Consider the following 23601-nt stretch of genomic DNA (forward strand, 5'->3'; position numbering starts at 1 on the left):
TGCCGAGCCGGGGCAGGTCACGAGTCGGTGGTGCGGTAGCGCCCCTTGAAGTAGAGCAACGGCTCGACGACCGCGGCATCGTCGGCGTGGGCCTCGAGGTGCTCGACCCGGCCGACCACGATGAAGTGGTCGCCGCCCTCGTAGACCGCGTGGATGGTGCAGTCCAGGTGCGCGAGGGTCCCGGCGATGACGGGTGAGCCGGTCGCCTTCGCCGGGGTCCAGTCGATGCCGGCGAACTTGTCGACGCCCTTGGTCGCCATCTGGCCGGAGACGTGCTCCTGGTCGGCGGCGAGGATGTTGACGCAGAACCGCCCGGCACGCTGGATCAGCGGCCACGCGCGCGACGAGCGGGCCGGGATGAAGGTGACCAGGGGCGGGTCCAGCGAGACGCTCGAGAAGGACTGGCAGGTCAGGCCCACCGGCTCGCCGTCGCTCATCGTCGTGATGACGGCGATGCCGGAGGCGAAACAGCCGAGCACGTCGCGGAACCGGCGCGCCGCGGCCTGGGCCTCGGGGTCGTCGTGGACCGCGACCTCTTCGCCCGGACGCAGCTCGAAGTCGACCTCGGCGTCACCCAGCCAGGACTGGATCAGCTCCGGGTGCGGCCACGTCGTCCGCGCGTCGGGACTGATCCCCTCGGGAAGGGCATCCCCCGACGGGTTCTGGTTCTCTGCCGGCACGGCTCCCACGGTAGTGGCCCCCATCGTGACGTCCCGTCAGCGCCCGCCGCTGAAGTCATGACCCCAGTACGACACCGCGGTGGACTCGCGCGCGACCCAGCGGGCATCGTCGACGGTCATGCCCTCGGTACCGAACTCGACGTCGAAGCCGCCGGGCGACCTCACGTAGAACGAGATCATCTCGTCGTTCATGTGCCGACCGAGGGTCGCCGACAGCGGCGCCTTGTGCTTGCGGACCCGCTCCAGCGCGCGGCCGACGTGGTCGAGCTCGTCGACCTCGAGCATCACGTGCACGCACTTGCTCGGGTTGGGCATCGGCAGGAACGCCAGCGAGTGGTGGCGCGGGTTGACGCCGAGGAAGCGCAGCCAGACCTTGCTGCCCGGCTCCTTGCCGACGAACTCGCCCGGCATGCTCATCGAGTCGCGCAGCCGGAAGCCGAGCACCTCGGTGTAGAAGCGCAGCGCCTCGACGTCGTCGAGCACCGGCACGACGATGTGGCCCATGCCCTGCTCGGCGGTGACGAACGTGGCGGCGTACGGCGTCACGACGGGCCGAGCCTCGTAGGTGATGCCGTGGAAGAGCTCGAAGACGTTGTCCCACGGGTCGCGGAACCGGACCAGCTCCTGGACCCGGCGCTCGGCGAGCTCGTCGGCGGTGCCCTCCTCGAACTCGACGCCGGCCTTCTGCAGGTGCTCGCGGGCGGCCTGCAGCGCCTGGTGGTCGGCGAGCTCCCAGCCGGTGCAGTCGAGCTGGTCGACGTCGCTCGGGAACACGACCACCCGGGCGGAGACCTCGTCGATGCGCCAGTACTGGTGCTCGGGGTTGGGCCCGCGGCCCTCGGCGAGGCCGAGGACCTTGCCGGCGAAGGTCTTCCAGGCGTCCAGGTCGGTGCTGGCGACCCGGATGTAGCCCATGGACCTGATGTCGATCGTCATGAACGCTCCTCGTGGCGGGCCAGGAAGGCCGTGCAGATCTCGGCGAACTCCTCCGCCGCCTCGATCTGCGCCCAGTGGCCGCAGTTGGGGAAGACGTGCAGCTGCGCCTTGGGGATCTGCTTGAGGGCGACCAGGGCGCCGTCGAGCGGGTTCACTCGGTCCTCGCGACCCCAGGTCAGCAGGGTGTGCTTGCGCAGTCGGTGCGCCTCGCGCCAGAGCATGCCGTCCTCGGCCCACTCCGGGTTCCAGAACGACGCGCCCATCGAGCGCATCGCCTCGAGCGAGCCGGGCGCCGTGGCGTCGGCGTACCGCTCCTCGACGAGCTCGTCGGTGACCAGCGCCTGGTTGACGACCATCGTCGAGATGAACGCCCGCAGCGCCTCGCGGCTGGGGTTCATGCTGAAGTCCATCAGCCGTTGGACGCCCTCGGTCGGGTCGGCGTGGAGCAGGTTCAGGGACAGGCCACCGGGACCCATCAGGACCAGCCGGCCGACCCGGTCGGGGTGCTCCAGGGCGAAGCGCATCGCCGTGCCGCCGCCCAGGGAGTTGCCGAGCAGGTGGATCCGCTCGATCTGCAGTTCGTCGAGGAAGCGCAGCAGGTACGACGCGGAGTGCCGGAAGTAGTTGGCCCCGACCGCCGGCTTGTCCGACCCGCCGAAGCCCGGCTGGTCGACGAGCAGGGTGCGGAAGCTCGCCGCGAACCGTGGCAGCGCCGAGCCGAAGTTGCTCCAGGCCGAGGCGCCCGGGCCGCCGCCGTGCAGGAGCACGAACGGAAGCCCGCCGCCGACCGTCGAGCCGCCCTCGGGTCCGGCCTCGTAGTAGTTGAGGGTGATGTCACCGGCCTTCGCGGACCGGCGCGTCGCCTCCTTCGAGAAGTCCGCCATCAGTACATCCCTGGGTCGACCTTGTGGCCGAACTGCTGGGCGCCGTACATCTGGAGCGCGCGCTCGGGGTCGTTGGCCGCGTGCACCCGGCCGGCGTGGGCGTCGCGCCACGCCCGCTGGAGGTAGGTGCCCTCGGCGAGCGCCCGGCCGCCGGATGCCTCGAACAGGGCGTCGATCGCCTCGATCGCCCGGGCGGTGCCGAGCACCTGGTCGCGCCGCACGCGCAGCCGCAGCTCGAGCGGGATCTGCTCGCCGCGGGCCACGTGCGCCTGCTCCTCGCGGACGTTGTTCATCAACAGCGCCCACGCCGCGTCGATCTCCGACGACGACCGCGCGATCCGGACGGCGGCGAACGGGTCGAGCGACGCCTTCTCGCCGAGGTAGGCCGCCCGGACCCGCTTCTGCTGCATCTCGACGTGCTCGGCGTACGCGCCCCTGGCCATCCCGATGATCGGCGTGGCGATGGTCGAGGTGAAGATCGAGTGGAACGGCAGCTTGTAGAGGTCGCTGGTGTTGACCGCCTGGCCGGGGCCCTTGCACTGGCCGGTCTCCCCCATCGAGAGCGTGAACTCCTCGGGGATGAAGGTCTCCTCGACCACGATGTCGTTGGACCCGGTGCCGCGCAGACCGACGACATTCCAGACGTCGACGACCTGGTACTTCTCGCGCGGGACCATGAAGGTGCGGAAGTCGACCACCTGCCCCTCGGCGTTGAACACGAGGCCGCCGAGCAGGACCCAGGCGCAGTGGTCGGAGCCGGACGAGAAGCTCCACTTGCCCGAGAGCGTGAAGCCGCCCTCGGTCACGACCGCCTTGCCCGTCGGCGCGTAGGACGACGAGAGCCGCACGCTCCCGTCGTCCCCCCACACGGCCTGCTGGGCACGGTCGTCGAAGAGGGCGACCTGCCACGGGTGGACACCGACCACGCTGGACACCCAGCCGGTCGAGCCGTCGGCCGAGGCGATGTCGCGCACGGCGGTGTAGAAGGCGACCGGGTCGGCCTCCATGCCGCCGTACCGCTTCGGCTGGAGGAGGCGGAAGAAGCCGGTCTGCTCGAGCTCCTTGATCGAGGCGTCCGGGATCACCCGGAGCCGGTCGCCCTCCTCCGCGCGCTCCCGGAAGGTCGGGAGCAGGTCACGCACGCCGTCGAGGACGGCGGTCACCTCGGGGGCGAAGTCCTGGTTCATGGGAGCTCCTGTGTCTGCGACAGAGTGGGTGAGCACCCAGATTAGAACAGGTTCTACTTTTGGGGCAAGCCGACGCGGAAGGATAGTAGAACCTGTTACAGTTTTGGCCATGAAGGACTCCTACGACGTCGTCGCGGTCGGCGCCGGCGGTGCCGGCATGTCCGCAGCTCTCGCGGCCGCCCACCAGGGTCTCGACACCGTCCTGGTCGAGGCGAGTGGGCACTTCGGCGGCTCGACGGCGCGCTCCGGCGGCGGCGTGTGGATCCCCGGCAACTACGCGCTGCAGGAGGCCGGCCAGGTCGAGGCCGGTGACCGCGAGGCCGCGAAGACCTACCTCGACGCGATCGTCGGCGACGTGGTGCCCAAGGTCCGTCGCGACACCTACCTCGACCGTGGACCCGACGTGCTCGACTTCCTGCGGGAGAAGACGCCGCTGCGCTTCACCTGGGTCCCCGAGTACGCCGACTACCTGCCGGAGCGCCCCGGCGGCCGGCCGCGGGGGCGCAGTGTCGAGCCGGTGCCGATGGACGCGCGCTTCCTCGGCGACGAGCTCGACCGCCTCCATCCGCCCTACACGAAGGCGCCCGCCAACCTGATCGTCACCCAGGCCGACTTCCGCAAGATCAGCCTCGGCCTGCGCACGATCCGGGGCCCGCTGACGATGCTCAAGGTGATGCTGAAGCGGCTGCTGGCGATCGTGACCGGCAAGAAGATGTTCGCGATGGGCAACGCGATCGCGATCGGCCTGCGCAAGGGGCTCGCCGACGCCGGGGTGCCCGTCGAGTACGACACGGCACTGCTCGACCTCCTCGTCGAGGACGGCCGGGTCGTCGGTGTCGTCGTGGAGCGCGACGGCGAGCGCCGCACGGTCCGGGCCGCCCGCGGGGTCGTCCTGGGCTCGGGCGGCTTCGAGCACAGCCAGGAGCTGCGCGAGAAGTTCCTCCCCCAGCCGACCTCGTCGGCCTGGTCGACCGGAGCGGCGTCCAACACCGGCGCCGGGCTGCTGGCCGGAACGGCGGCCGGAGCGGCGACCGACCTGCTCGACGACGCCTGGTGGGGCCCGACCATCCCGCTGCCCGGCCGGGCCTGGTTCTGTCTGGCCGAGCGCAACCTGCCCGGCTCGATCATCGTGAACTCCGCGGGCGCGCGCTACATGAACGAGGCGCTGCCGTACGTCGAGGCGACGCACGAGATCTATCGCGGCCAGGCCACCGGTGTCGACCACGTGCCGTCGTACATGATCTTCGACCAGACCTACCGCAACCGCTACCTGTTCGCCGGCGTCGCCGGGCGCCAGCCGTTCCCCGGGCGCTGGTACAAGGAGGGCGTCGTCACCCGCGCCGACACGCTGGGCGAGCTCGCCGCCGCCGTCGGGCTGCCCGAGGGCTCGCTCGACGCCACGGTGGAGCGGTTCAACGGCTTCGCCCGCTCGGGCGTCGACGAGGACTTCCACCGCGGCGAGTCGGCCTACGACAAGTACTACTCCGACCCGACGGTCAAGCCGAACTGCTCGCTGGCCCCGATCGCGAAGGGTCCCTTCTACGCCGTCAAGATCGTGCCGGGCGACCTCGGCACGAAGGGCGGCCTGGTGACCGACGAGCGCGCGCGGGTGCTGCGCGAGGACGGCTCGGTCATCCCGGGCCTGTACGCCGCGGGCAACGTGTCGTCCGCCGTCATGGGCAACACCTACCCGGGGCCGGGCGGCACGATCGGACCTGCGATCGTGTTCGGGTATCTCGCCGCCGAGGACATCGCGTCCGCGGAGGGCTCCGCCGAAGAGAGGGGCTGCTGATGCCTATCGACCCGTCCGTCGCGATCGGGGCCGACCTCGGCTCCCGCACCTTCTCCTGGACCGAGTCCGACGTCCTGCTCTACCACCTCGGCATCGGGGCGGGCGCCCGCCCCGGCGACAACCTGTCCCCCGCCACGCTGCGGTACACCCTCGACGACGCGGCCCTGCAGGTGCTGCCGTCCTTCGGCGTCGTCGCGCCGACCTTCCACGAGACCGACCCGCCGCCCCTGGACCTGCCGGGCTGCGACATCAACCTGGCCCAGGTCGTCCACGGCTCGCAGTCGATCTCGACCTCCGGCCCGCTCCCGACGTCCGGGACCGCGACCGTGCGCACGACGATCACCGACATCTGGGACAAGGGCAAGGCGGCCGTCATCTGGCAGGAGGGCGTCGCCACCGCCGGGTCCGAGGGCGCCGGCGAGGAGCTGTGGCGGGTGCGCTCGTCGATCTTCGTCAAGGGCGAGGGCGGCTGGGGCGGTGACCGCGGCTCCGCGGCCGCGGTGGTCGTCCCGGAGCGCGAGCCGGACCACGTGTCGTCCTACGCCGTCACGCCGCAGCAGGCCCTCCTCTACCGGCTCTGCGGCGACCGCAACCCCCTGCACGCCGACCCCGGCTTCGCCAAGGCCGCGGGCTTCCCGGCCCCGATCCTGCACGGCCTGTGCTCCTACGGCATCGTGCTGCGCGAGCTCGCCGACGGACTGCTCGGCGGCGACGCCGCCCGGGTCGGCGGGTTCGCGGGCCGCTTCGCCGGCGTGGTGTTCCCCGGCGAGACCATCCGGGTCGCCGGCTGGCGCGAGGAGGACGCGATCATCGGCTCCGCCACGATCGAGGGAGGCGAGCGGGACGGTGCGCCCGTCCTCGCCGACTGCGTGCTGTCGCCCTCCTGACGGCGGCTGGACATTGCGGTTTGGTCCCAAACCGCAACAATTGCGACCGGAGGCATGCAGTCTCTGCCCAATTGGGACCCGTTCTCGCACGAGAGGATCACCATGCCCACTCGCACCGGACGTACCGCCTGGAACGGCGGCCTGCAGGACGGCACCGGCCAGGTCGAGCTGACCTCGTCGGGCGCCGGCACCTTCGACGTCTCGTTCCCCAAGCGCGCCGCGGACGACGCCGACGGCACGACCAGCCCCGAGGAGCTGATCGGCGCCGCCCATTCGGCGTGCTACGCGATGTCGCTGTCGAACGAGATCGCCAAGGCCGGCGGGACCCCGATCGCGCTCGACGTGTCCGCCGACGTGACGCTCGGGCCCGACCCGGCCGGCGGCTTCCAGCTCACGGGGATCACGCTGACCGTCCGGGCCGAGGTCGACGGCCTCGACGCCGCGGGCTTCGATGCCGCAGCCGGGGCGGCCAAGGTCGGCTGCCCGGTCAGCAAGGCACTCACCGGCGTGCCGATCACGCTCGACGCGGCCCTCGAGGGCTGATGCCGGGACGCTCGGCTCAGGATCGGGCGCCCTCGGCCTTCGCGCGCAGCGCGGCGACCATCGCGTCCGGGTCCTGGGCGGAGTAGACCGCCGAGCCGGCGACGAAGACGTCGGCCCCGGCCTCGGCGCAGCGCTCGATCGTCTCCAGCGAGACGCCGCCGTCGACCTGGAGCCAGGTCTCGACGCCGTGCTTGTCCATCAGCGCGCGGGCGCGACGGATCTTGGGCAGGCACAGGTCGAGGAACCGCTGGCCGCCGAAGCCGGGCTCGACGGTCATGATCAGCACCATGTCGAGCTCGGCCAACAGATCCTCGTAGGGCTCGATCGGGGTCGCGGGCTTGAGCGCCATCGACGCCCGAGCGCCGGCCGAGCGGATCTCCCGCGCGAGCCGGACCGGGGCCTTGGCGGCCTCCACATGGAAGGTCACCGAGCCGCAGCCCGCCTCGACGTACGCGGGGGCGTTGCGATCGGCGTCGTCGATCATCAGGTGGGCGTCCAGCGGCACCGGGCTCACCCGGGCCAGCGCCTCGACCATCGCCGGGCCGAAGGTCAGGTTCGGCACGAAGTGGTTGTCCATCACGTCGACGTGCACCCAATCGGCGCCCGGGATCCGGGCCACCTCCTCCCCGAGCCGCGTGAAGTCGGAGTTGAGGATCGACGGGGTGATCTGGATGTGGCCCACGGACGGCCAGTCTAGGGGTGGCCGCGGTTCGGGCATGATCGAGGCCGTGCCCACCGACCACCACGCGCCGTCCGCCGACGACCGAGCGGTCCGCTCGGTCGTCGACCGCTTCTTCGCCGCCTTCGTCAGCGGAGCGCACGCCGAGGAGCGTGCCGCCGACCTGCGCGCGGTCCTGCTGCCCGAAGCGGTGCTGGTCGGTCTCGCCGGAGGCGAGCCCGCGACGTACGACGTCGAGTCCTTCATCGCACCCCGGGTCGCGCTGCTCGGCGGTGGCACCCTGGACGAGTTCCGAGAGTGGGTGCTCGACGCCCGGATCGACCGCTTCGGGGACATCGCCCAGGTCTGGTGCACCTACGCGAAGTCATGGCGGCAGGACGGGGCCGCCGCGACCGGCGGCGGGACCAAGTCGCTCCAGCTCGTGCGGACCGTCGCCGGCTGGCGGATCAGCGCCGTCGTCTGGGACGACGATCGCCCGGCCGGCGGGTGAGGGCGCACGGATCTCGCGATACCGCTTCGCCGTGGCGCCCACCGGCCGATGCTGGGGGTGGGAACACCACGTCTCCAGGGGAGGCACACGATGCCGATGATGAACAGTGAGGCTCGCAAGCGCGCCGACCACGCAGCAGCGACGGACCCTCGGGCAGAGGTCCGACGGCTGGCCGAGGCCTGGGACCGCGAGGCCGACCACGAGGACGCGCGGGGAAACGGGTTCGCCGCCGTGATCCTGCACGCCCATGCCCGTGAGCTGCGGGCCGCGCTCGACGAGCTCCTGATCGCCTGAGATCGATCCGCGCCGCGACGGGCCGGTCCCGGGGTGAGGCGATCCCTACTCCTCGGCCGGCTCCTCGGGCAGGTCGTCGCGGTCGGCCCAGGCGATCAGCGGGGCGATGTCGAAGGCGTGGTCGTCGATGTCGTGGTGCAGGTCGCCCAGCTCCGCGAACCGGGCCGGGACGGTGCGGATGGTGAAGTCGCGCGGATCGGCGTCGTCGACCTCGTCCCACCGGATCGGCGTCGAGACCCGGGCGTCCGGCAGGCCGCGCACGGAGTACGCCGCGGCGATGGTGTGGTCGCGGGCGTTCTGGTTGTAGTCCACGAACACGGCGGCCGGGTCACGGTCCTTCTTCCACCACGTGGTGGTGACCAGCTCGGGCACCCGTCGCTCGACCTCACGGGCGAAGGCGAGCGCCGCGCGGCGGACGCCCTTGTGGTCGTGCTCCGGCCGGATCCGGACGTAGACGTGCAGGCCCTTGCTGCCGCTGGTCTTCGGGTACCCGACGGCCCCCAGCTCGTCGAGCACCTCGTGCGCGACGTGGGCGACGCGGCGGACGTCGTCGTACGTCGACGCGGGGCCCGGGTCGAGGTCGATCCGCCACTCGTCGGGCTGCTCGGTCGCCCCGCGGCGGCTGTTCCAGGGGTGGAACTCGACCGTCGACATCTGCACCGCCCAGATCACCGAGGCCAGCTCGGTCACGCACAGCTCGTCGGCGGTCCGCTTCCAGCGCGGGAAGAACAGCTGGACGGTCTCCACCCAGTCCGGGGCGCCGGCGGGGAGGCGCTTCTGGTGCACCTTGTCGCCGTCGAGGCCCTTGGGGAACCGGTGCAGCATGCACGGCCGCTCCCACAGGGCGTTGACGATGCCCTCGCCGACGGCGAGGTAGTACTCGACCAGATCGAGCTTGGTGGCGCCGCCCTTCAACATCGGATTGGCCGGGAAGTACACCCGGTCGGGGTTGCTCACTCGCACGACCCGGCTCTCGACCTCGATCTCGACCGCGGGGGACGCCATGGCTGTCGAGGGTACCGGTCAGCCGACGCGGCCGAGCGCGACCAGCGCGAGGAGCAGCGCGGCCAGGGTCGCGTCGTCGGCGATCTCGCCGCGAGCGACGCGCGCGAGCAGCTCGCCGAGGGGCATCCGGTGGACCGCGACGATGCCGTCCTCGAGCATCGCGTCGTCGCCGACATGGGTGAGGCCGCGCGCGAGGTAGACCACCTGGGGTGCGTCCGCGACGCCGATGAGCGCGTTCATCCGGCCGAGCTCCCGCCACTCCGACGCCGCGAGGCCGGTCTCCTCGCGCAGCTCGCGCCGGGCCGCGACCAGCGGGTCCTCGCCGTCCGTGCCGCCGGCCGGCACCTCCAGCGACGACCGGTCGCCGGTCGTGTAGCGGTCGACCTCGACCAGAACCACCTCGTCGGCGTCGGTGAGGGCGACGACGAAGACGGCCGGGTTCCTGACCTGGACGACGCCGTAGATCCCGTCGCTGCCGTCGGGCCGGGTCACCTCGTCCTCGCGGACCCGGATCCACTGGTTCTCGTACGCGATCCGGGTCGAACGGCGCTGCCAGGTCTGCATCGGATCAACCTAGTCGTAGCGTGAGCGGGTGGACTTCGACCAGCCGCCCGTCGTCCGGGTCACCGCCGACCCCGACGAGCTCGACGCCGACGAGTGGCCGATGACGATCCCGGCCGTCGCACAGGTGATCCACGACGGACTCGAGCTGGCCAAGGGCGTGACCTTCGTCGTCGGTGAGAACGGATCCGGCAAGTCCACACTGGTCGAGGCCGTGGCCGTGGCCTACGGACTGTCGCCCGAGGGCGGGACCGCCCAGGGACGGCACACGACCCGGGCGACCGAGTCACCCCTGCACGCCGCGCTGCGGCTCCAGCGCGGGCTGGGCGCGGGCCGCTGGGGGTTCTTCCTGCGCGCCGAGACGATGCACGGCTGGTACACCTTCCTCGAGGCCAACCAGAACCCGTGGGCCCGGCAGCCGGACTCGGCGTACCACGAGATGAGCCACGGCGAGTCCTTCCTCGAGGTGCTCCGTACCCGCTTCGACTCCCCCGGCTTCTACTGCCTGGACGAGCCCGAGGCCGCGCTGTCCTTCTCCTCCACGCTCGGGCTGATCTCCGTCCTGGACCGGGTCGTCGGCGAGGGCGGTCAGGTGCTCTGCGCGACCCACTCGCCGGTGCTCGCGGCGATGCCGGGCGCGACGATCCTCGAGGTCGGCGACTGGGGGCTGCGCCGTACGACGTGGGAGGAGCTCGAGCTCGTCCAGCACTGGCGCCGCTACCTCGACGACCCGCGGCGCTACCTGCGGCACGTCCTGGACTGAGGGGCTCGTGAACCCGCCTGTCACGCGCCACGGTCTTCGGAGCGTCAGGTGGGTGTGACCGACGATCGGCAGGCCGAGGAGTTCACCGCCTTCGTGCGGGCGACCGGCGCCCAGCTCCACCAGGCGGCGATGCTGCTGACCGGCGACCACCACCTCGCCGAGGACCTCACCCAGGCGACGTACGCCAAGGTGTTCACCCGGTGGCGCCGGGTCACGGCGGCCGAGAGCCCGCTCGCCTACGCCCGCACGACCCTGCTCAACACCTTCCTGTCCCACCGGCGGCTGCGGCGCAACGGCGAGCGGCCCCGCGACCTGAGCGACGCCGAGATCGGACCTCCCCACGCTCCCGGCGCCGACCCGGAGCTGCGCGTCGACCTGCTCGCGGCGCTCACCGGGCTCGCGCCGCTCGACCGCGCCGTGCTCCTCCTGCGCTACTGGGAGGACCGCAGCGTCGCCGACACCGCCGCCGAGCTCGGAATCACCGACTCGGCCGTGCGCACCCGCGCGCGCCGTGCCCTGTTGCGGCTGCGCCCCCTGATCGCCCCCGTCTCCGAGAGGAACCTCCCATGACCGACCACGACCCCGTCGACCGACCCGACCGGCTCGACCGGCTAGACACGCTCGTCGGCCCCGCGCTGCGCGAACGGCTCCGCGACGAGCGGCCCGACCTCGAGCATCTCGCCATCGCCTCCCTCGGCGCCGGCCAGCGGATGAGGCGCCGTCGCCGGGTGGCCCTGTCCGGCACCGCCGCGGGCGTGGCCGTGGTGGCCGCCGTCTCCGTCGCTGCCGGTGTGCTGTCCGGGCCCGGCACGGCCGCCCGCGACGACGCCGTGGCGAGCACTCCCACCGCCACCGCGACGGTGACCGTGCCCGGCGCCGACCCCGTCGCGCCGGCCGTCCCGACCGGCCCCGCCTTCCCCGTCGTGGTGGACGCACCCGGCTGGACCTGCGAGTACTTCGCGATCGACGAGAAGGCCTGGTGCACCCGCGGCGAGCTCGGCGTCTCCGTCGTCGCCCGCCCCCGGTCGTCGTACGACGACTGGAAGGGCAGCGCCGACAAGGAGGGCTCCGCGCTGTGGATGAGCCCGCTGCACGGCAACTACTTCGTCACGCTGCAGGGCGGGGAGGACGGCCTGTCCCCGGCCGACCTGACGGCGTTCGTGGCCGGGATGACCTTCGCGCCCCACTGGGAGCGGCCGTAGCGGCCAGCCCGAGCGCCGCCAGCCCGATCAGCACCGCGGCGGGCAGGCCGAGCCCGCCGACGCCGTAGCGCGCGACGATACCGGACGCGAGCGCCGCGCCGACGGCGATGCCGCCGTTGAACAGCACCGGGATCAGCGCTCCCGCGAGGGCCCGGTGTCCCGGTCCACCGAGGCGCAGGATCACCGTCTGCGCGAGTGGCGGGAGCGCGCCGGACGCCATCCCCCAGAGCGCGACGAGCCCCAGGCTGCCGTGGTTGCCGACGGCCAGCACCGCCACCGCGGTCAGGATCGTGGCCGCCACGAGACCGCGCACCGTGCGGTCCACCCGCCCCGCGAGGACGACCCCGGCCGCCGAGGCCAGGCCGAAGACCAGCAGGGCCGCCGCGGGCGGTCCGCTCAGCCTCGTGATGTACGTGTAGGCCCCGTAGTGGCCGACCAGGACCAGGGCCACGAGGACGGTCACCACGACCATCGGGCGCAGCGAGCCCCCGCGCGCGTCCTCGGCGATGTGGTCGGCACCCCGGGCGGGTGACGTCGGGACGACACGCAGCACCAGCGCCGCCGCCGCCAGGCTCGCGCCAGCCAGCACCCCGAAGGACGCGCGCCAGCCGACCAGGTCCGCGACCAGGCGTCCGACCGGCGTCCCCAGGACCATCCCGAGGGTCGCGCCCCCGAGCACGACAGAGGTCGCCCGGCCCAGCAGCCGGTCGGGCACGAGGTCCGCCACGTGTGCGTTGACCGTCGACCAGAGCAGACCGACCGCGGCGGCGCCCAGGGTGCGTGCGACCAGCACGGCGGCGTACGACGGCGCAAGGGCCGTGCCCGCGGCGGCGATCGCGAACACCGCCAGACTCCCGACGATCACGCCGGTACGCGGCAGGCCCCGGGTGAGCCGGACCAGCGGGATGCTCGCCACCACGACGACGGCCGCCCAGATGCTGACCAGCAGGCCGGCCGCGGACTCGGACACGGCGAGCCCGCGGCTCGTCGGGCCGAGGACCGCGGTGGGCAGCATCTCGCCGGTCACCATGACGAGGGTCGCGCCGCCGAGGACGAGCAGGACGGGCCAGGGCAGGCCCTCCGAACCTGCTGCGGACGGCGTCGCGGATGGTCCGGGGGCGGGGGTGGTGGAGGTCATGTCCTCGACGCTAGAGTTTCACACTGATGTCAATGTCAAGGTCCGGCGACGAGGATGTGAGGCAGCAGACATGAGGACGCAGATATGGACCCAGCCGTGAGGATCGGCGAGCTGGCCGAGCGGACCGGGGTCCCGACCCGGCTGATCCGCTACTACGAGCAGCAGGAGCTGCTCAGCGCGGACCGCCTCCCCAACGGCTACCGGACCTACGGTGAGGCGCACGTCGAGCGGATCGAGCGGATCGCCGGCCTGGTCCAGGCCGGCGTCCCGACCCGGCTGGTCAAGGTGCTCCTCGAGGCCGAGGAGGCATGTGCGCGAGAACAGGTCACCTGCTCGGCCGAGGTGGCCGTCCTGCTCGCGCAGGAACTGGTCGGCCTGGAGAAGCGGATCGCCTGCCTGAGTCGCAGCCGTGACACCATCCGGCAGTTCCTCGCCAAGGTCGGCGCCGGCGCCGACCTGTCCACGGCGTAGTCCGCCGGGACGCACTTCAGGACGTTGCGGTTTGGTCCCAAACCGCAACGATCCGGGCCGAATTCGTGCGGTTTGTGCCCAATCGGCGTGACGCGTCGCGCCTCAGCGCCAGCCGAGACCCGGAGCCACGTGCGTCAGGATCGACTCGATGACGTGGGCGTTGTAGTCGACGCCCAGCTGGTTGGGGACCGTCAGCAGGAGCGTGTCGGCCTCGGCGACAGCCTCGTCGCCGCGCAGCTGCTCGATGAGCTGGTCCGGCTCCGCGGCGTACGAGCGGCCGAAGATCGCGCGCATGTCGTCGATCTGGCCGACCTGGTCGTCCTCGGGACGGCCGCCGAAGTACATCCGGTCCTCGTCGGAGACGAGCGGGAAGATGGAGCGGCTGACGGACACCCGCGCCTGGTGCGCGTGGCCGGCGGCGGCCCAGGCCTCGCGGAACACCCGGATCTGGTCGGCCTGCTGGACGTGGAACGGCTGGCCGCTCTCGTCCTCCTTGAGGGTCGAGCTCATCAGGTTCATGCCGAGCTCGGCGGCCCAGCGGGCGGTGCCGTTGGAGGCGGCGCCCCACCAGATCCGGTCGCGCAGACCCTCGGAGTGCGGCTCCAGTCGGAGCAGACCCGGCGGGTTGGCGAACATCGGCCGCGGACTGGGCTGGGCGAAGCCGTCGCCCTTGAGCACCTCGAGGAGGACCTCGGTGTGCCGGCGGGCCATGTCTGCCTCGGTCTCGCCCTCCGCCGGCGCGTACCCGAAGTAGCGCCAGCCGTCGACGACCTGCTCGGGTGACCCGCGCGAGATGCCGAGTTGCAGCCGGCCGCCCGAGATCAGGTCGGCGGCGCCGGCGTCCTCGGCGAAGTACATCGGGTTCTCGTAGCGCATGTCGATCACGCCGGTGCCGATCTCGATCCGGCTGGTCCGCGCCCCGATCGCGGCGAGCAGGGGGAACGGGCTGGCGAGCTGCCGGGCGAAGTGGTGCACGCGGAAGTACGCGCCGTCCGCGCCGAGCTCCTCCGCGGCGACCGCGAGGTCGATCGACTGGAGCAGGGTGTCGGAGGCGGTCCGCACCTGGGAGTGCGGGCTCGGCGTCCAGTGGCCGAACGAGAGGAACCCGATCTTCTTCATGACTGGTTGAACCGTCAACCAACGTGGGGCATTCCCTGACTGCCTGAATCCCCGGTCAGCCGGGGATTCATGCACTTGTTGGGGGTTGCAACGGCCAACAAGCGCAGGAACTACCCATCAAGTACGGCGCAGCAGCGCGAGGAACATCGCGTCGGTCTCGTGTCGGTGCGGCCACAGCTGGACGGTGCCGGGCAGCGGCCCTTCGGCGTCCGGTACGCCGGGCAGGTGCTCGCGCACGTCGTCGAGGCGTAGCCCCGACGACACCGTGTGGTCGGCGAGTGCGGCGGTCACCACGTCGGCGGTCTCGGCCAGCACGGGCGAGCAGGTCGCGTAGAGCAGCGCTCCCCCCGGCCGCAGCACCCGCGCCGCCTCGGCGAGCAGTGCGCGTTGGAGCGCCACGAGCCCGGCCAGGTCGGCGGGGGTGCGCCGCCAGCGCGCCTCGGGGCGCCGGCGGAGGGCGCCGAGACCGGTGCAGGGCGCGTCGAGCAGGATCCGGTCGGCGCTGCCGTCGGCGAACGGGGCCCGCGTCGCGTCGGCGCGGACGACGCCCGCCAGGCCCGGACCGCCGGCCGCGGCGCGGGCCACGAGGCGGGCCCGGTGGTGGTGCAGCTCCACACCGGTCACCGTCGCGCCCCTGGCGGCGGCGAGGGCGGCCAGCAGCGACGCCTTGCCGCCGGGACCGGCGCAGAGGTCGACCCAGCGCTCGTCGCGTCCCTGGACGGTCGCCGCGGCGAGCGCCAGCGCGACCAGCTGCGAGCCCTCGTCCTGGACCCCCGCCCGGCCCTCGGCGACCGCGGGGACCGCCGCCGGGTCGCCTCCGTCGAGCACGACGCCGTACGGCGAGTACGGGGTCGGCGTGCCGGGAAGCTCCTCGCGCTCGACCCGCCCCGGCCGAGCCACCAGGGTGACCCGCGGCGGCACGTTGTCGGCGGCCAGCAGCGCGGGGAGCTCGTCGTCACGGTCACCCAGCGCGCGCCCCAGCTCGGCGACCACCCAGGCCGGATGGCTGTGGGCCACGGCGAGGTCGGCCGGCGCGACCTGCGCCAGCCAGGCATCGAGGTCCTGCGCCGCCACCTTGCGCAGCACGGCGTTGCTGAAGCCGGCCGCGCCCTGGTTGACCTGGGCGCGGACCAGCGTGACGGTCGTGTCGATCGCCGCGTGGGTGGGCACCCGCATCGCCAGCAGCTGGTGGGCGCCGAGGCGCAGCGCGTCGAGCACCTTCGCCTCGACCTTGCGCAGCGGTCGGTCCACACACGCGGCCAGCACGGCGTCGTAGGTGCCCTGCCGGCGGATCGTGCCCGACGCGAGCTCCGTCGCGAAGGCGGCGTCGCGGCCGGTCAGGCCGTGCCGGGCGAGGACGGTGGGCAGCAGCAGGTTGGTGAAGCCGCCGTCGACGCGCACCGCCTTCAACACCTCGAAGGCAGCCAGTCGGGCGGGGTCGACCGCCCGCCTCGCCGGCCTGCTCGACGGTGGCCTACTCAAAGGTCGCGGTCTCCGCGAGGCGTACGCCGCGCGCCCAGTCGGCCGCACTCATCTGCTTCTTCCCGAACGCCTTGACCTCGGTCAGCCGGACCGGGTCGCTGCCCGTGCCGACCAGCACCTCGCTCTTGCCGACCCGGATCGCGCCGGGCGTGAGCTCGGGGCCGTCGGAGCTGCCGGGGACGATCTCGACCCGGCCGAGCTTGACCCGCTCACCGTCGAGCGTCGTCCAGGCGCCGGGGCCGGGCGTGCACGCGCGGATCCGGCGGTCGACGCCGACCGCCGGCTCCTTCCAGTCGACGCGGGCGTCGTCGACGCTGATCTTGGGGGCCAGACTGATCCCGTCGGCCGGCTGCTCACGCGCCTCGAGCGATCCGTCGGCGATGCCGTCGAGGGTCGCGACCAGCAGGCTGGAGCCGCCCTCGGCCAGCCGCCCGAGCAGGTCGCCGGCGGTGTCGGTCGGCCGGATCCGCTCGGTCATCACCCCGAACGTCGGGCCGGCATCGAGCGCCTCGACGATGCGGAAGGTCGTCGCGCCGGTGAACTCGTCGCCGCCCCAGATGGAGTGCTGCACCGGCGCGGCGCCGCGCCAGGCCGGCAGCACCGAGAAGTGCAGGTTGACCCAGCCGTGCGGGGGGATGTCGAGCGCACTGCGCGGGATGAGCGCGCCATAGGCCACGACCGGGCAGCAGTCCGGCTCCAGCGCCCGCAGCGCCTCCTGGAACTCGGGCTCGCGCGGGTGTACGGGCTTGAGGATGGGCACACCCAGCTCCCCCGCGCGCTGCGCCACCGGGCTCGGCGTGAGCTTGCGCCCGCGGCCGGCGGGGGCGTCGGGACGGGTGACCACCCCGACCAGCTCGTGAGCCGACGAGGCGATCGCGTCGAGCGCGGGGACCGCGACCTCCGGGGTGCCGGCGAAGACGACTCTCATCGGCCGAAGCCCCCGGTCGCGTGCGGAGACACCTTGATGGTCGGCTTCTCCAGCCCGAACCACTCCGACTCCCGGATCTCGCGCATGGCCGCCTTGCGACCGGCCTCGTCGAGGCGGTCGATGAACAGGATCCCGTCCAGGTGGTCGGTCTCGTGCTGGATGGCGCGGGCGAGCAGGTCGGACCCCGCGATGGTGACCGGCTCGCCGTGCATGTCGAAGCCGGTCGCCGTCACCGACAGCGCGCGCAGGCAGTCGTAGGTCAGCTCGGGCAGCGACAGACAGCCCTCGGGGCCGTCCTGGGTCTCGTCGGAGAGCTGGAGCGCCGGGTTGACGAGGTGGCCGACCTCGCCGTCGACGTACCAGGTGAAGACCCGCAGACCCACGCCGATCTGGGGCGCGGCCAACCCGGCGCCGGGTGCGTCGAGCATCGTGTCGGTCAGGTCGGTGACCAGCTGGCGCAGCTCGGCGTCGAAATGGACGACCTCGATCGCGGGCTTGCGCAGGACGGGGTCGCCGAAGAGTCGGATGGGTCGGATCGCCACCGCGTCAGCCTATCGGCGCACCGGTGGTCACAGCTCCCAGGGATCGACCTGGATCCGCACCGGCTCCAGCTTGCGGGCCGAGCGCAGCCGCTGCGCCTCCGCCAGCGACCGGGCCAGCTCGGTGCCCAGTGCTCGCGGGACGCGCAGCACCAGCCGCTCCACGTCGGGGTCGTGGGTGGGGACCGGGCCGAGGACCTCGGTGGACTCGGGCAGCGCCAGCAGGGCGCGCAGGTCGTCGAGAGCGCCCGGCGGGCCGGTCACGGTCGCCAGTCGGGCCGCCGGCGGCAGCCGCGCCTCCCACCGCTCCTCGGCCTCGCGTACGGCGAACCCGGCCGAGTCCCAGCGCACCAGCGCCTGCAGCGCGGGCGCGGCCGGATCGCCCACCGCCAGCGCGCGCCCACCGGGGCCGAGCAGCCCGACGGCGTTGCACCAGCGGCGCAGCGCCTCCTCCGGGGCACGCATGCTGTCGCGCCCCAGCGCCCACCAGGTGTCGAGCAGGAGGACGACGGCGTACCCGTCGTCGGCGACCGGCTCGGCGCCCGGCGTCGCGACCACGATCCGCGGCTCGGGGCCTACCCGGGCCCGGACCTGGTCGCCGGAGGACGACACGACCGGGACCTTCGGGAAGCTGCGGCCCAGCTCGTCGGCCGTCCGGGCATCACCGACGACCGGCGCCCGCAGCCCGGTCGCGCCGCACTCGCCGCACGACCAGCCGGGCGCCTCGGTGGCGCACCAGCGGCAGCGCGGCGGCGTGGTCGGCCCGGTCAGCTCCAGCGGCCCCGCGCACGCCCGGCACCGCGCCGGGGTCCGGCAGCGCTCGCAGGCCAGCCGCAGGGCGTAGCCGGAGCGCGGCGTCTGGACCAGCGCCGGCCCCCGGGCCAGACCCCAGCGCAGCGCGTCGTGCGCCTCCCGCGGCACCCGAGCCGCCCCGGCGCTCGGGTCGCGCGCGATCGCGACATCGGTCGCCCCGCTGATGCCGATCAGCGCCCGCTCGCGCACCGCGGCCCGCGGCAGCGCGATCTCCCGCGCCCAGCCGGTGCGGAGCAGGTGCTGCGCCTCGACGGTCCGCGCGAAACCGCCCACCAGCGCCGCCGCGCCTTCCTGCTCGGCGCGCAGCAACAGGATCTCGCGGACATGCGGGTAGGGCGCCCGCGGCTCGGCGTGGAGGTCGTCGCCGTCGTCCCACATCGCCACCAGCCCGAGGTCACGGACCGGGGCGAAGGCGGCGGAGCGGGTGCCGACGACGATCCGCCGCTCGCCCCGACTGACCGCGAGGAACTCGCGGTAGCGCGCGGCGGGGCCGGCGTCGGCCTGGAGGGCGACGTGGTGGCCCTCGCCCAGCACGGCGGTGAGGGCGGCGTCGACGCGGGCGACGTCGCGGTGGTCGGGTAGGCACAGCACGCTCCCGCGGCCGGCCGCCAGCGCCGAGCCGGCGAGGTGGGCCAGCAGCAGCGGCCAGTCCTCCCCCGGGCCGGCCGACCACACCGCCCGGGGCGGATGCCCGCTGCGCAGGTGAGCCAGGAACGGAGCCGCCGCGGGATAGGCCGACCAGGCGCGCTCGGCATCGCCGGCGTCGTACGTCAGGGGCGGCTCGGGCGGCGTCGGCTCCTTCTCCGTGGTGGCGTGTCGGGGCGGGACGGCGAGCCGACGCACGTCGGCGCTGACGCCGGCGTACCGCTCGGCGACCCGCTCGCACAGGGCCGCCACGGCGGGGCTGAGGACGGGCTCGGGGCTGACCAGCCGCCTCAGCGGCGCCAGCCGGCCCTCGTGGTCGGACGCGGCGGAGCGGGCGAGCACGAACCCGTCGACGTCCTGTCCGCCGAAGCGCGCCTTGACCCGGCTGCCGGGCACGGCCCCCTCGGCCATGGCGGCCGGGACGGCGTAGTCGAAGACCCGATCGAGGTGGGCCAGCGGCAGGTCGAGCACGACCCGGGCCACCGGGTCCACCTCGGCGATCTGCGCCTCGGCGACCTTCCGGGCCCGGGTGGCGGCCGCCTTGGCCCGCCCCTCGGCCGCCCGGTCCCGAACGAGGCCGGGCAGCTCCAATGCCGGCTCGTCGGGAGTGGGGGTCATGCCGGAAGTTCTACCAGCGGGGTCCGATCTATCCCCGACCCGTCGGGGGATCAGAGACCGGCGGCGGCCTTCAGCGCGTCGGCGCGGTCGGTGCGCTCCCAGGTGAACTCGGGAAGCTCGCGGCCGAAGTGACCGTAGGCGGCCGTCTTGGCGTAGATCGGGCGACGCAGGTCGAGATCGCGCAGGATCGCGGCGGGACGCAGGTCGAAGACCTCCAGCACCGCCTCCTGGATCTTCTCGTCCGCGACGACGCCCGTGCCGAAGGTCTCGACGAAGACACCGACCGGCTTCGCGACGCCGATCGCGTAGGCGACCTGGACCTCGGCGCGGCGAGCGAGGCCCGCGGCAACGATGTTCTTGGCGACCCAGCGCATGGCGTAGGCGGCCGAGCGGTCGACCTTGGACGGGTCCTTGCCCGAGAACGCGCCGCCACCGTGGCGCGCCATGCCGCCGTAGGTGTCGACGATGATCTTGCGACCGGTCAGGCCGGCGTCGCCCATCGGACCGCCGACGACGAAGCGGCCGGTGGGGTTGATGAAGAGCTGGTGGCCCTCGGAGGGGACCGACGAGGCGAACTGCTCGAGCACCGGCTCGATCACGTTGACCGTGATGTCCTTGGCCAGGGTGTCCTGGTCGACGTCCTCGGCGTGCTGGGTCGACAGCACGACGGTGTCGACGCGCACCGGACGGTCGTCCTCGTCGTACTCGATGGTGACCTGGGTCTTGCCGTCGGGGCGCAGGTAGGGCAGCGTGCCGTCCTTGCGCACCGCGGTGAGCCGCTCGGCCAGCGTCTGCGCGATCTTGATCGGCAGCGGGAAGAGCTCCGGGGTGTCGTCGCAGGCGTAGCCGAACATCAGGCCCTGGTCGCCCGCGCCCTGCCTGTCGAGCTCGTCGCCCGATCCGTCGACGCGCTCCTCGAACGCGTCGTCGACGCCCTGGGCGATGTCGGCCGACTGCGCGCCGATCGCCACCTGCACGCCACAGGAGTTGCCGTCGAAGCCCTTCTCGGAGGAGTCGTAGCCGATCTCGAGGATCTTCTCGCGCACCAGCTGGGCGACCGGGGCGTAGGCCTCGGTGGTCACCTCACCGGCGACGACGACCAGGCCGGTGGTCAGCAGGGTCTCGACGGCGACCCGGCTCTTGGGGTCATGCTCGAGCAGATAGTCGAGCACGGTGTCGCTGATCTGGTCGGCGATCTTGTCCGGGTGACCCTCGGTCACCGACTCCGACGTGAACAGACGTCCGGTCATGGTGGTGGGAACTCCTGATGGGGGGCGGGTGGGCGGTGGTCCAACGATACGGACGGGCTGGGGTGATGCCCGAGAGGTCTCAGTACGTGTCGTCAGGTGAGGCGGGTGACGACCTGGTCCCAGATGAGGTGGGCCAGGGCCGACTTGGTGCCGTGGGGTACGTCGACCGCGGAGCCGTCCGAGCCGAGGATCACGGCCTCGTTGTCGGTGCTGCCGAAGACGGCTCCCCCACTCACGTCGTTGACGACGAGCAGGTCGCAGCCCTTGCGGGCCAGCTTGGCGCGGGCCAGGTCGAGCACGCTGCCGGTGGCGTCGCCGGTCTCGGCGGCGAAGCCGACGATCACGGCCTCCGGGCGCGCCCGGTGGGTCGAGATCTCCTTGAGGATGTCGGGATTCTGCTGCAGCGTGATCGACGGGGCCGATCCGTCGTCGGCCTTCTTGATCTTCACCTCCGACGCCTCGGTCGGGCGGAAGTCGGCGGGCGCGGCGGCCATCACGACCGCGTCGGCGCTCGCCGTGGCCGTCAGTACGGCGTCGCGCAGCTCGGCGGTCGAGCCGACCCTGACCACCTTGACGCCGGCCGGGTCGGTCAGGTCGACGTTCGCAGCGATCAGGGTGACCTCGGCCCCGCGGGACGCCGCGGCGCGGGCCAGGGCGTACCCCTGCCGGCCGGACGAGCGGTTGCCGAGGAACCGGACCGGGTCGAGGTACTCGCGGGTGCCACCGGCGGACACGACGACCTGCCGCCCGGCCAGGTCGTGGACGCCCACGCCGGGGCGACCGGCGCCGCCGGCACCCGAACGGGCGAGGACGTCGCGGGCGACCTCGAAGATCTCCTCGGGGTCGGGCAGCCGGCCCTTGCCGGTGTCGGCTCCGGTGAGGCGGCCCTCGGCCGGCTCGATGACCAGGACGCCCCGCGAGCGGAGCGTGGCCACATTGGCCGCGGTCGCCGCGTGCTCCCACATCTCGGTGTGCATGGCCGGCGCCAGCACGACCGGGCACCGGGCGGTCAGGAGCGTGTTGGTGAGCAGGTCGTCGGCCAGTCCGTGAGCGGCCTTGGCCAGGAGGTCGGCGGTGGCCGGCGCGACGACGACCAGGTCGGCCGTCTGGCCGAGCCGGACGTGCGGCACCTCGTGCACACCGTCCCAGACCTCGGCGGACACCGGCTTGCCCGACAGCGCCGCCCAGGTGGGCGCACCGACGAACTCCAGCGCCGCCGCGGTCGGTACGACGGTCACGTCGTGTCCGGACTCGGTGAGCCGCCGCAGCAGCTCGCAGGCCTTGTAGGCGGCGATGCCTCCCGAGACGCCGAGCACCACTCTGGGGCCGGACATGGGCGCCGTCAGATCACTCGGCGTCGGCGACCGGGGCCTCGGCGGCCGCCGCAGCAGCCGCGGCGGCGGCCTCGGCAGCCAGCTCGGCGGGGTCGATGTCCTCGCAGGTCAGCAGGTCCTCGTTGATCTCGCGCAGCGCGATCGACAGCGGCTTCTCCTGGACGTGGGTCTCCACGAGGGGGCCGACGTACTCGAGCAGGCCCTCGCCGAGCTGCGAGTAGTAGGCGTTGATCTGCCGCGCGCGCTTGGCGCTGTAGAGCACCAGCTTGTACTTGCTGTCGGTCTTGGACAGCAGGTCGTCGATGGGAGGGTTGGTGACACCCTCGGCGGCGATGTTCGGGGCAGACACGTGAAGGGGCCTCACAGAGGTCGGTGCGGAATCAACGGATGGTTGATCATCGATCAACCATCAAGGCTACCAAGTCCTCGACGGCAGCGTGAACTTCACGGTTGACGATGGTCACGTCGAACTCCGCCTCGGCGGCCAGTTCGTCGCGCGCGGTGGCCAGCCGGCGCTCCCGCTCCTCCTCGTCCTCGGTGCCGCGGCCGACGAGCCGACGGACCAGTTCCTCCCACGACGGCGGCTTCAGGAAGACGAAGACCGCCTCCGGCATGGAGGCGCGGACCTGTCGGGCGCCTTGGAGGTCGATCTCGAGCAGCGCAGGGCGGCCAGCGGCCAGGGCCGCGTCGACCGGCCCGCGCGGCGTGCCGTAGCGGTGCACCCCGTGCACCACGGCCCACTCGAGCATCTGGCCGTCGGCGACCATCCGGTCGAACTCCTCGGCGGAGACGAAATGGTAGTGGACCCCGTCGACCTCGCCGGGCCGCGGTGGGCGGGTGGTGCTCGAGACGGACAGGTAGATCTCCGGGTGCTGCTCACGCATCGCGGCAGCCACCGTGCCCTTGCCGACCGCGGTGGGCCCGGCGAGGACGAAGAGCTTGGCGGGCATTACTGGTCGGCGAACTCGCGCTCGAGCGCGGCGACCTGCTTGGCGCCCAGCCCCCGGACCCGGCGCGACTCGGCGATCCCGAGCCGCTCCATCACCTGACGGGCACGGACCTTGCCCAGGCCGGGCACCGACTGGAGGAGGTCGAGGACCTTCATCTTGCCGATCACCTCGTTGACCTGTCCCTGCTGCAGCACGTCGCGGATGGAGGCGCCGGAGTTCTTCAGCCGGTTCTTGACCTCCGCCCGCTCCCGACGGGCGGCCGCTGCCTTCTCGAGGGCGGCCTGGCGCTGTTCAGGGGTCAGGGGAGGCAGGGCCACGAGTGAGAGATCCTTCGGTCGGACGGTCGGCCGGGTGCGAGCCGGCTGCCAATCTAGCCACAGGGGTTCCCGGTCGGCAACGCGGCCCGGCCCC

Annotated in this window: 27 protein-coding genes; 9 read left to right on the top strand and 18 right to left on the bottom strand. The window is 72.9% G+C overall.

The window, feature by feature from the left end:
- Positions 1-17: 17 nt before the first annotated feature.
- From RB608_RS20715 to hsaA, 4 genes are read right to left on the bottom strand one after another with little or no spacing between them, the layout of a single operon-like run.
- Positions 18-680 carry a flavin reductase family protein gene (locus RB608_RS20715; protein ID WP_308089949.1) on the bottom strand — a complete coding sequence of 221 codons (663 nt, stop codon included), beginning with the start codon at positions 678-680 and terminating at the stop codon, positions 18-20.
- 36 nt (positions 681-716) lie between these two features.
- Positions 717-1616, bottom strand: a complete 900-nt coding sequence (gene hsaC, locus RB608_RS20720; RefSeq protein ID WP_308089950.1) for an iron-dependent extradiol dioxygenase HsaC — start codon at positions 1614-1616, stop codon at positions 717-719.
- Positions 1613-2500, bottom strand: a complete 888-nt coding sequence (gene hsaD / locus RB608_RS20725) for a 4,5:9,10-diseco-3-hydroxy-5,9,17-trioxoandrosta-1(10),2-diene-4-oate hydrolase (protein ID WP_308089951.1) — start codon at positions 2498-2500, stop codon at positions 1613-1615. Before hsaD ends, hsaC begins: the two co-directional genes overlap by 4 nt.
- Positions 2500-3687, bottom strand: a complete 1188-nt coding sequence (gene hsaA, locus RB608_RS20730; protein ID WP_308089952.1) for a 3-hydroxy-9,10-secoandrosta-1,3,5(10)-triene-9,17-dione monooxygenase oxygenase subunit — start codon at positions 3685-3687, stop codon at positions 2500-2502. Before hsaA ends, hsaD begins: the two co-directional genes overlap by 1 nt.
- A gap of 109 nt (positions 3688-3796) precedes the next feature.
- Between hsaA and kstD the strand changes: the two genes are divergently transcribed.
- From kstD to RB608_RS20745, 3 genes are all read left to right on the top strand, one after another.
- Positions 3797-5479, top strand: coding sequence for a 3-oxosteroid 1-dehydrogenase (kstD, locus tag RB608_RS20735; RefSeq protein WP_308089953.1), 1683 nt, complete (start codon positions 3797-3799; stop codon positions 5477-5479).
- Positions 5479-6366: a MaoC/PaaZ C-terminal domain-containing protein gene (locus tag RB608_RS20740; protein WP_308089954.1), complete on the top strand. Its 888-nt coding sequence runs from the start codon at positions 5479-5481 to the stop codon at positions 6364-6366. The genes kstD and RB608_RS20740 overlap by 1 nt, the downstream gene beginning before the upstream one ends.
- 102 nt (positions 6367-6468) lie before the next feature.
- Complete coding sequence (locus RB608_RS20745; RefSeq protein WP_308089955.1) at positions 6469-6909, top strand: OsmC family peroxiredoxin; 441 nt, start codon at positions 6469-6471, stop codon at positions 6907-6909.
- 16 nt (positions 6910-6925) lie between these two features.
- On the opposite strand, the gene rpe is transcribed toward RB608_RS20745, so the two are convergent.
- Positions 6926-7627 carry a ribulose-phosphate 3-epimerase gene (gene rpe / locus RB608_RS20750; protein WP_392391028.1) on the bottom strand — a complete coding sequence of 234 codons (702 nt, stop codon included), beginning with the start codon at positions 7625-7627 and terminating at the stop codon, positions 6926-6928.
- A 10-nt stretch (positions 7628-7637) separates the two neighbouring features.
- Here rpe and RB608_RS20755 point away from each other — a divergent pair, with 10 nt between their 5' ends.
- Both RB608_RS20755 and RB608_RS20760 read left to right on the top strand, forming a co-directional pair.
- A complete protein-coding gene (locus RB608_RS20755; protein ID WP_308089957.1) occupies positions 7638-8078 on the top strand; it encodes a DUF4440 domain-containing protein in 441 nt (146 codons plus the stop codon).
- Between the two features lie 99 nt (positions 8079-8177).
- Positions 8178-8372: a hypothetical protein gene (locus tag RB608_RS20760; protein WP_308089958.1), complete on the top strand. Its 195-nt coding sequence runs from the start codon at positions 8178-8180 to the stop codon at positions 8370-8372.
- Between the two features lie 45 nt (positions 8373-8417).
- Here the strand turns inward: RB608_RS20760 and ligD are convergent, their stop codons facing one another.
- Entirely contained in the window at positions 8418-9377 is a 960-nt protein-coding gene (gene ligD, locus RB608_RS20765; protein ID WP_308089959.1) for a non-homologous end-joining DNA ligase, read from the bottom strand.
- A gap of 18 nt (positions 9378-9395) precedes the next feature.
- Complete coding sequence (locus RB608_RS20770; RefSeq protein WP_308089960.1) at positions 9396-9941, bottom strand: NUDIX hydrolase; 546 nt, start codon at positions 9939-9941, stop codon at positions 9396-9398.
- Positions 9942-9969: 28 nt separating this feature from the next.
- On the opposite strand from RB608_RS20770, the gene RB608_RS20775 reads away from it, so the two are divergent.
- The 3 genes from RB608_RS20775 to RB608_RS20785 are packed head-to-tail and all read left to right on the top strand — an operon-like array spanning position 9970 to position 11903.
- On the top strand, positions 9970-10701 hold the full coding sequence (locus RB608_RS20775) for an AAA family ATPase (RefSeq protein WP_308089961.1): 732 nt from the start codon (positions 9970-9972) through the stop codon (positions 10699-10701).
- 48 nt (positions 10702-10749) lie between these two features.
- Positions 10750-11271 (top strand): SigE family RNA polymerase sigma factor, encoded by a 522-nt coding sequence (locus RB608_RS20780; RefSeq protein WP_308089962.1) that lies wholly within the window; start codon positions 10750-10752, stop codon positions 11269-11271.
- Entirely contained in the window at positions 11268-11903 is a 636-nt protein-coding gene (locus tag RB608_RS20785) for a hypothetical protein (protein ID WP_308089963.1), read from the top strand. Before RB608_RS20780 ends, RB608_RS20785 begins: the two co-directional genes overlap by 4 nt.
- On the opposite strand, the gene RB608_RS20790 is transcribed toward RB608_RS20785, so the two are convergent.
- Complete coding sequence (locus tag RB608_RS20790; RefSeq protein ID WP_308089964.1) at positions 11809-13041, bottom strand: MFS transporter; 1233 nt, start codon at positions 13039-13041, stop codon at positions 11809-11811. The two genes, RB608_RS20785 and RB608_RS20790, sit on opposite strands and share 95 nt — an antisense overlap.
- A gap of 84 nt (positions 13042-13125) precedes the next feature.
- Between RB608_RS20790 and RB608_RS20795 the strand changes: the two genes are divergently transcribed.
- A complete protein-coding gene (locus RB608_RS20795) occupies positions 13126-13512 on the top strand; it encodes a MerR family transcriptional regulator (RefSeq protein ID WP_308089965.1) in 387 nt (128 codons plus the stop codon).
- Between the two features lie 102 nt (positions 13513-13614).
- Here the strand turns inward: RB608_RS20795 and RB608_RS20800 are convergent, their stop codons facing one another.
- The 10 genes from RB608_RS20800 to mihF all read right to left on the bottom strand — a co-directional run bounded on the left by RB608_RS20800 (position 13615) and on the right by mihF (position 23507).
- Positions 13615-14631, bottom strand: a complete 1017-nt coding sequence (locus RB608_RS20800; RefSeq protein ID WP_308089966.1) for an LLM class flavin-dependent oxidoreductase — start codon at positions 14629-14631, stop codon at positions 13615-13617.
- A gap of 117 nt (positions 14632-14748) precedes the next feature.
- Entirely contained in the window at positions 14749-16113 is a 1365-nt protein-coding gene (locus RB608_RS20805; protein ID WP_392391029.1) for an RsmB/NOP family class I SAM-dependent RNA methyltransferase, read from the bottom strand.
- On the bottom strand, positions 16106-17041 hold the full coding sequence (gene fmt / locus RB608_RS20810; RefSeq protein WP_308089968.1) for a methionyl-tRNA formyltransferase: 936 nt from the start codon (positions 17039-17041) through the stop codon (positions 16106-16108). Before fmt ends, RB608_RS20805 begins: the two co-directional genes overlap by 8 nt.
- Positions 17038-17583: a peptide deformylase gene (def, locus tag RB608_RS20815; RefSeq protein ID WP_308089969.1), complete on the bottom strand. Its 546-nt coding sequence runs from the start codon at positions 17581-17583 to the stop codon at positions 17038-17040. The genes fmt and def overlap by 4 nt, the downstream gene beginning before the upstream one ends.
- Before the next feature lie 27 nt (positions 17584-17610).
- Positions 17611-19656, bottom strand: coding sequence for a primosomal protein N' (locus RB608_RS20820; RefSeq protein ID WP_308089970.1), 2046 nt, complete (start codon positions 19654-19656; stop codon positions 17611-17613).
- 50 nt (positions 19657-19706) lie between these two features.
- Positions 19707-20906: a methionine adenosyltransferase gene (metK, locus tag RB608_RS20825; protein ID WP_308089971.1), complete on the bottom strand. Its 1200-nt coding sequence runs from the start codon at positions 20904-20906 to the stop codon at positions 19707-19709.
- A gap of 92 nt (positions 20907-20998) precedes the next feature.
- Positions 20999-22240, bottom strand: coding sequence for a bifunctional phosphopantothenoylcysteine decarboxylase/phosphopantothenate--cysteine ligase CoaBC (coaBC, locus tag RB608_RS20830; RefSeq protein ID WP_308089972.1), 1242 nt, complete (start codon positions 22238-22240; stop codon positions 20999-21001).
- Between the two features lie 13 nt (positions 22241-22253).
- Positions 22254-22589, bottom strand: coding sequence for a DNA-directed RNA polymerase subunit omega (gene rpoZ / locus RB608_RS20835; RefSeq protein ID WP_308089973.1), 336 nt, complete (start codon positions 22587-22589; stop codon positions 22254-22256).
- A 46-nt stretch (positions 22590-22635) separates the two neighbouring features.
- On the bottom strand, positions 22636-23190 hold the full coding sequence (gene gmk / locus RB608_RS20840; protein ID WP_308089974.1) for a guanylate kinase: 555 nt from the start codon (positions 23188-23190) through the stop codon (positions 22636-22638).
- The gene (gene mihF / locus RB608_RS20845; RefSeq protein ID WP_308089975.1) at positions 23190-23507 is read right to left on the bottom strand and encodes an integration host factor, actinobacterial type; all 318 of its coding nucleotides are present in this window, start codon (positions 23505-23507) and stop codon (positions 23190-23192) included. The genes gmk and mihF overlap by 1 nt, the downstream gene beginning before the upstream one ends.
- Positions 23508-23601: the final 94 nt, after the last annotated feature.

It is taken from the genome of Nocardioides sp. LHD-245, assembly GCF_030929495.1.
Lineage (GTDB): Bacteria > Actinomycetota > Actinomycetes > Propionibacteriales > Nocardioidaceae > Nocardioides.

Coding starts and splice junctions, on each gene's coding strand:
- hsaC (WP_308089950.1), bottom strand. CDS start 1,616: ATGACGATCGACATCAGGTCCATGGGCTACATCCGGGTCGCCAGCACC.
- hsaD (WP_308089951.1), bottom strand. CDS start 2,500: ATGGCGGACTTCTCGAAGGAGGCGACGCGCCGGTCCGCGAAGGCCGGT.
- hsaA (WP_308089952.1), bottom strand. CDS start 3,687: ATGAACCAGGACTTCGCCCCCGAGGTGACCGCCGTCCTCGACGGCGTG.
- kstD (WP_308089953.1), top strand. CDS start 3,797: ATGAAGGACTCCTACGACGTCGTCGCGGTCGGCGCCGGCGGTGCCGGC.
- RB608_RS20740 (WP_308089954.1), top strand. CDS start 5,479: ATGCCTATCGACCCGTCCGTCGCGATCGGGGCCGACCTCGGCTCCCGC.
- RB608_RS20745 (WP_308089955.1), top strand. CDS start 6,469: ATGCCCACTCGCACCGGACGTACCGCCTGGAACGGCGGCCTGCAGGAC.
- rpe (WP_392391028.1), bottom strand. CDS start 7,627: ATGCCCGAACCGCGGCCACCCCTAGACTGGCCGTCCGTGGGCCACATC.
- RB608_RS20760 (WP_308089958.1), top strand. CDS start 8,178: ATGAACAGTGAGGCTCGCAAGCGCGCCGACCACGCAGCAGCGACGGAC.
- ligD (WP_308089959.1), bottom strand. CDS start 9,377: ATGGCGTCCCCCGCGGTCGAGATCGAGGTCGAGAGCCGGGTCGTGCGA.
- RB608_RS20770 (WP_308089960.1), bottom strand. CDS start 9,941: ATGCAGACCTGGCAGCGCCGTTCGACCCGGATCGCGTACGAGAACCAG.
- RB608_RS20785 (WP_308089963.1), top strand. CDS start 11,268: ATGACCGACCACGACCCCGTCGACCGACCCGACCGGCTCGACCGGCTA.
- RB608_RS20790 (WP_308089964.1), bottom strand. CDS start 13,041: ATGACCTCCACCACCCCCGCCCCCGGACCATCCGCGACGCCGTCCGCA.
- RB608_RS20795 (WP_308089965.1), top strand. CDS start 13,126: ATGGACCCAGCCGTGAGGATCGGCGAGCTGGCCGAGCGGACCGGGGTC.
- RB608_RS20800 (WP_308089966.1), bottom strand. CDS start 14,631: ATGAAGAAGATCGGGTTCCTCTCGTTCGGCCACTGGACGCCGAGCCCG.
- fmt (WP_308089968.1), bottom strand. CDS start 17,041: ATGAGAGTCGTCTTCGCCGGCACCCCGGAGGTCGCGGTCCCCGCGCTC.
- RB608_RS20820 (WP_308089970.1), bottom strand. CDS start 19,656: ATGACCCCCACTCCCGACGAGCCGGCATTGGAGCTGCCCGGCCTCGTT.
- metK (WP_308089971.1), bottom strand. CDS start 20,906: ATGACCGGACGTCTGTTCACGTCGGAGTCGGTGACCGAGGGTCACCCG.
- coaBC (WP_308089972.1), bottom strand. CDS start 22,240: ATGTCCGGCCCCAGAGTGGTGCTCGGCGTCTCGGGAGGCATCGCCGCC.
- gmk (WP_308089974.1), bottom strand. CDS start 23,190: ATGCCCGCCAAGCTCTTCGTCCTCGCCGGGCCCACCGCGGTCGGCAAG.